This is a genomic window from Synechococcus sp. R6-10 (assembly GCF_047461815.1).
GTDB lineage: Bacteria > Cyanobacteriota > Cyanobacteriia > Thermostichales > Thermostichaceae > Thermostichus.
The window spans coordinates 1-5,881 of record NZ_JANSHW010000323.1; the positions used below are offsets into that span (position 1 = coordinate 1).

The following is a 5,881-nucleotide window of genomic DNA, read 5'->3' on the forward strand; positions in this document are numbered from 1 at the left end:
CTGATCGGAGAGTATGCCATCTATCGGGCCCTATCCCAGGGCAAGCGGGTTTTCTATACAACGCCCCTGAAGGCCCTCTCCAACCAAAAGTTCCGGGATTTTGGCCAGCAATTCGGCCCAGAACAGGTTGGCCTGCTCACCGGCGACATCTCCATCAACCGGGAGGCGCCGATCTTGGTGATGACCACCGAGATCTTCCGCAACATGCTCTATGGCACGCCGCTCTCTCTGGCCGTTCAGAGAGGAGCCTCCGGCGATGGGATGGAACCTTGGGAGGAGGCGGAGGCCCTGAGTCGGGATCCCTTGCGAGAGGTGCAGGCGGTGATCCTGGACGAATGCCATTACATGAACGACCAGCAGCGGGGCACCGTCTGGGAAGAAGCAATCATCTACTGCCCCCCCACGATCCAGCTCATTGCCCTTTCTGCCACCCTGGCCAACAGCGACCAGCTCACCGATTGGATGAACCAGGTGCATGGCCCCACCCATCTGATCGACTCCAACCACCGCCCGGTGCCGCTGCAATTTCACTTTGCCAATCGCAAAGGGCTGTTCCCCCTGCTGGAGCAAACCGAGTCCGGCCAGTGGGTTTGCAATCGCCGCCTGAAAAGCAAACTCCCCAAGTCAGGTCAGTCTCCCTATGGGGGAGTGCCGGATATGGTGCAGGTGGTGGAGAACTTGCGCCAGCGGGACATGCTGCCGGCCATCTATTTCATCTTCAGTCGCAAAGGCTGTGATATGGCCGTGGCCAGCGTAAGGGATCTGGACTTGGTAGCCAGCGAGGAAGAACGGCAGCAGTTGGCCGAGCAGATCGACCGCTTTTGTCGAGAAACGCCCGAAGCTGTCCGCCGAGATCAGTTGGATGCCCTTTACCGGGGTATTGCCGCTCACCATGCCGGCATGTTGCCTGCCTGGAAGGGACTGGTGGAGCATCTGTTTCAGCAGGGGCTAGTGAAGCTGGTCTTCGCCACTGAGACTTTGGCCGCCGGGATCAACATGCCCGCCCGCACAACTGTCATCTCCTCCCTTTCTAAGCGCACCGACAACGGCCACCGCCTCTTGACCGCTTCCGAGTTCATGCAAATGTCGGGCCGAGCCGGACGGCGGGGCAAGGACATCATCGGCCATGTGGTGACGGTGCAATCCCCGTTTGAGGGGGCCCAAGAAGCTGCGCGGCTGGCCACCTCTGGAGCGGATCCCTTGGTGAGCCAGTTTACCCCCACCTATGGCATGGTGCTGAACCTGCTGCAAAAGCACTCTTTGGAAGCAGCACGGGATCTGATCAACCGCAGCTTCGGCCAGTATTTGCTCTCGTTGCAAAAGTTGCCCGAACAACAGGAGATCCTGCACACGCGCGCCGAGCTGGAGGAGATCGACCGTCTCTTGGGAGGCATTGCCGACGAAGATATCGCCCGCTATGAGAAGATGCAGGCGCAACGGCGGGAAGAACGACGCATTTTGCGCTACTTGCTCAAACAACGGGAAGCTGAGCCGGATCCCACCTTGCGGCTGTTGGCCTTTCCCCACATTCATGCCCAAGAGGAAAAAATCCGTGCCCTAGAAGCTCAAATCCGAGAGAATCCCGCTCACCAAGTGGGGAAAAAATTGCTGGGTTTGCGAGAAAAACGCCAGCGCTTGCTCAAGCGCCTCGAGCACCTGGAGCGGCAAAGCGATTCCGTGCAGGAGTTGCGCTGGCAGCAATTTATGGCCTTGGTGGGGGTGTTGCAGGATTTCGACTGTCTGCAAGAATATCAACCTACCGATAGCGGAGAGGTGGTGGCCGCGCTGCGGGGGGATAACGAGCTCTGGCTGGCGCTGGCTCTGCTCTCCGGTGAGTGCCAGGGCTGTGCTCCTCATCATTTGGCCGGAGTTGTGGCTGCCTTGGTCTCAGAGGCTCCCCGTTCAGGCATCTACAGCCGGTTGCGCACCTCGGGGCTGGTGGAAGATGTGCTGCACGGGTTACGGGGTTTACGGCGGCAACTGTTCCGCAGCCAACGGCAACACCAGGTGTTTCATGTGCCGATTGGGTTTGAGCCCAGCTTGGCCGGGATCGTCGAACATTGGGCTCAAGGGATCCCTTGGGAAACCCTAGAAGCCAGCACCAACCTAGATGCCGGAGACTTGGTGCGCCTGATCCGCCGCACGCTGGATTTGCTTTCTCAGATCCCTTATGTTCCCCATCTGCCGGCGGAGTTACGGGAAAATGCCCGTCAAGCCCAAAAAATGCTGGATCGCTTCCCGGTGAGCGAGTTGATCTAGCGAGCTCAGACCGTTTGCTGTTCAGTGAGGTTGCAGCTCTATGATGCCCGCCGGTGAACCCACCCTCAGGGATGTGTTGAGTGTTATTGAAGAGATCCGGCAAGATGTGGAAGAGATCCGACAGGATGTGGAAGGACTCCGGCAGGATGTCTCCAGAACCAACGAGCGGCTAGAAGCCCTGGCAGCCGATCAAGCAAAGCGCTGGGCCGAGCAGGAAAGACGTTGGGCTGAGCAGGAGAGACGTTGGGCCGAGCAGGGGATAGAAAACCGGGTGATCCTAGAACGAATTGACACCTATCAAAAGGCTAGCGCCCAAGTGGTTAACCTGGCTTTTGCCTTGATTGGAGCTGCCACCGTAGCTCTTGTCGGCATCGTCCTACGGTTGGCCGTTAGTCTATAGTCAGCTGGTTCGGCAAAAACTTCGGCAGGCAGGATGGCCTTGCTTCTCTATTCGGCAACTGGTACGGCTTGTCCTTGAGTTTGGCATTCCGAATGGCCATCTCTGACAGGGCCATGTCCCACCCCGTCTGTTATATCCCCTATTGTGTCCCACTTTAGCCTGGATTACAGTGGGTTTCCCCGGTCTATCGTGGACACTAAAAAGCCCAGAAGCCTTGCTGGGTAAGAGCTTTCTGGACTTCAGTGGACGTTATCGGATTACGGAGAGAGTGGGATTCGAACCCACGGTGAGTTGCCCCACACAGCATTTCCAGTGCTGCGCCTTCGACCACTCGGCCATCTCTCCAAATTGAGAACAGGGGCGACTTTCCAGGAGGGCTAAAAAGTCAGCTTTGTGATCCTAGCAAAGGATGGAAGCTATTAACGGGATCCTTTGGGATCCCCAGGCCGAAACATCTGCAGCAGCACTTCCCAGCGGGAGCATCGCCAGTAGTCAATATGGGATCCGATTAACCCCGACTCGTTGATCTGTATTTCTGTCCAGCCAGGGATGCACAGGCGGGGACGCCAAGGCAAAGCCAAAGAACCGCTTAGGATCCACTCGGTGCGGATCTGGCTGCCGGTTTGTCGAATATCCTGCAGCTCGAGACGGATATCCTCTATCCAACGCCCTATCCCCTCGATCATGCGGCGATAGCGATCCAAGCCGCGAAACTCGTTGAGGGGATCCCGGAAGTAAACCTGCGGGTCGTAGATTGCATAGGTCTGATCCCGGGGAAAGCGAGCGTAATCTGCCCGCAAGATGGCCACCAGATCAGGCGGGGCTGGGGAAGAAAGGCTCATAGCTTGGCCGCAACAGAAAGAGACACCGTTTCCCCAGGGGCGGGGCAACACAACTGGATGGATTGGGACGTGGCGGCATTCAAGGCTGCCAGCTTTTCTCGAAACTCCTGCAGGCTGCCCAAGGGGCGGATCTGGGCGGCAAACCACCCGTGGTAGTCCACCTCTCCCATCGCCGTAGGGATCACCTGCTGGGGGCGTAGGGCTGCCACCACCTCCAGGGCCCGCTCTGGCCCCATGATCACCTCTCCCAAGAGGGGAAAGATCTGCCCCACCACCGGAATCAGTAGGGTATGGATGGAGCCAAACTCCTGCTGCAGCCGCGGGCGGACATCCGGCTGGGACAGATGAGGCTCGTAGTAAAGCCGTGTCTGAGAGGGCACCTCTTCCAGCAGATAGCCCAGCTCACGGACAGGCCCTAGGGGCGCACCGGGAATGGCCGTGACGCGCAGATCCCCCCACTGAGCGGACTGCCAGGGATCCAGAGCCTGAACCGTTGCAAATCCCAGACTCTTCACGACTCTGGCTGCAGCCGGCGAGGCCAAAACGGGGATTCGCTTATCCAGGCGCTGCAACGTTGGTGGGTGGCAGTGATCCGGCTGGGCTTGGCTGAGGAGGATCCCGTCGATTTTGGGCAAGGTCTCCGGCGTAAAAGGGAGCGGCTGGCGGTGCTCCAGGCGGATGAACCAGGGGATCCCCAGAAACACCAGGGGATCCACCAGCCACGGATCCAATAGGAAGGTTTGCTCCCGGGTGTGGATGAGCCAACTGTTGAGGTCGATGCGGGTCAGTTGCATGAGTTTGAAGTGAGGTTATTGCCCGGTAATGGAGAGATCGGCAACCCAAATGCGGGGACACAGCCCACCGGGTGTGACTTGCGGCTCGGGCTCGACGTAGAAAATCGACTTCAACAACTCCAGAAAGTCTCCGGCCACTGTGGCGGCTTCGATGCTGATGCGTTCTCCTTGGCGTACCCACCACCCCTGAAACGGCAGCGAGAAGGATCCCTGTAGGGGCTTAACGCCGGCATGAAGCGCTTGCAGCTCATCGATCCAAACTACATTTTCAGCCGTAGCCAAGTCATAGGTGCTCTCCGGCGGTGCCCCGGCAAATACATGGTAGTAGTGGGCAGCAACCGTGACCTTAGCACCGATATTGGCGTGGCCTGTGGGCTGGGCTCCTAGGCGCTTGGCTGTACCGGCGCTGTGCAAAAAGTGGGTCAAGACTCCATTGGTGATGAGGGGGACGCGGCGAGTGGGGGTGCCTTCTCCATCAAAGCTGATCGCTCCCACATTGGTCGGGTGTAGAGCATCATCACACACCGATAGGAGAGGCGAGGCAATGGTCTTGCCCAGGGATTCTGGGGTGGACAGGCTTTGGTTGTCCAAAATGTTTTGGGCATTGAACACATTGGAGAAGGCGCCCAACAAACTCAAAAAGGCTTCTCCTGAAAAGACCACTGTGTATTTTCCAGAAGGGATCCGCTCGTACTCCAGATGGCTCATCAATTTCTCAGCAGCTTCCTGCACACAACCCTGGATATCCAACTCATCCAGGCTGCGGGCCACTCGCATGGCTCCGGCACTGCGGGGTTTGCGGCCCTCTTGCTCTGCCTTGCTGTAGAGAAAAACCGAAGCGAGGGTATGCTCCTCTTGTCGCAGGGCTTGGTGGCTGTTGAGGTAGAAGCGGTTGATCTGCCGCTGCGCTAGGCCGTTGTAGGGCACCCCCTGAATGGCGGGATGGGATCCCAGCAGTGCCTTTTCAGCAGCCACCAACTGTTCCAACAAGTCGCCGGCCAAAGCCAACGGCCCTTTGTCGTTACAAGGCTGAGCAATAGGCAGAGTGGCTTCTGGGCTGAATTGAGGGGCATGTTCCCGCAGGCCAAAACGGCTGGCTTCAAAGGCCGTTTGCAGGGCCAGTTCTAGCCCCGCCTCATCCACATCGGTGGTGGAGGTCACCCCCACCTGACCCTGGTCGTTCCAGGCCCGCACCGTCACGCTGCAGCGATGGGAAGCCTTGACTTGGCGAGGTTCTCCATGATCTACCTGCACGCTGGTTTCGTCCACTTGAGCCCCGTAGAGATCAAACTGAGGGATCCCCAGCCGCTGGGCACAGCTTTGTGCCTGTTCTGCCAACACCGCGACCTGCACCATTGCCACTCCCTAAGTTCCTATTGCCATCCAGCGCCTCTAGTAAACTACCCGCACTCATGCTGACGCAGAGCGCTCCGCACCGCTAAAGCGAAAGAGTGCAGGCTTTCGGTAGCCCTGTAGTTGGCAAGCCAACCACGGACCTCTAGGCTGGTTTACAGCAGCCCCAAGTTTGGCAATCATGTTGGCCCCATTCCAGTCCGCATCCCCTTCCCATCCACAGTGCCCACACT

The 5,881-nt window shown here is 58.4% G+C and carries 5 protein-coding genes, 1 tRNA gene and 1 pseudogene; 2 read left to right on the forward strand and 5 right to left on the reverse strand.

Annotation, left to right across the window (positions count from 1 at the left end; translation table 11 throughout):
- Both NW837_RS09635 and NW837_RS09640 read left to right on the forward strand, forming a co-directional pair.
- On the forward strand, positions 1-2,259 hold a 2,259-nt coding region (locus NW837_RS09635; protein ID WP_414331064.1), incomplete at its 5' end, for a DEAD/DEAH box helicase.
- A gap of 40 nt (positions 2,260-2,299) precedes the next feature.
- Positions 2,300-2,659: a hypothetical protein gene (locus NW837_RS09640; protein ID WP_414331067.1), complete on the forward strand. Its 360-nt coding sequence runs from the start codon at positions 2,300-2,302 to the stop codon at positions 2,657-2,659.
- A 260-nt stretch (positions 2,660-2,919) separates the two neighbouring features.
- On the opposite strand, the gene NW837_RS09645 is transcribed toward NW837_RS09640, so the two are convergent.
- The 5 genes and pseudogenes from NW837_RS09645 to NW837_RS09665 form a co-directional block, all read right to left on the reverse strand.
- Positions 2,920-3,004: transfer RNA gene (locus NW837_RS09645), tRNA-Ser, on the reverse strand.
- 74 nt (positions 3,005-3,078) lie between these two features.
- Complete coding sequence (locus NW837_RS09650) at positions 3,079-3,501, reverse strand: DUF2358 domain-containing protein (protein ID WP_414331069.1); 423 nt, start codon at positions 3,499-3,501, stop codon at positions 3,079-3,081.
- Positions 3,498-4,295: an MBL fold metallo-hydrolase gene (locus NW837_RS09655; protein ID WP_414331071.1), complete on the reverse strand. Its 798-nt coding sequence runs from the start codon at positions 4,293-4,295 to the stop codon at positions 3,498-3,500. Before NW837_RS09655 ends, NW837_RS09650 begins: the two co-directional genes overlap by 4 nt.
- Positions 4,296-4,310: 15 nt before the next feature.
- A complete protein-coding gene (locus tag NW837_RS09660; protein WP_414331072.1) occupies positions 4,311-5,651 on the reverse strand; it encodes a TldD/PmbA family protein in 1,341 nt (446 codons plus the stop codon).
- Between the two features lie 54 nt (positions 5,652-5,705).
- Positions 5,706-5,881, reverse strand: a pseudogene (locus NW837_RS09665) (RNA-guided endonuclease TnpB family protein); the annotation flags it as partial.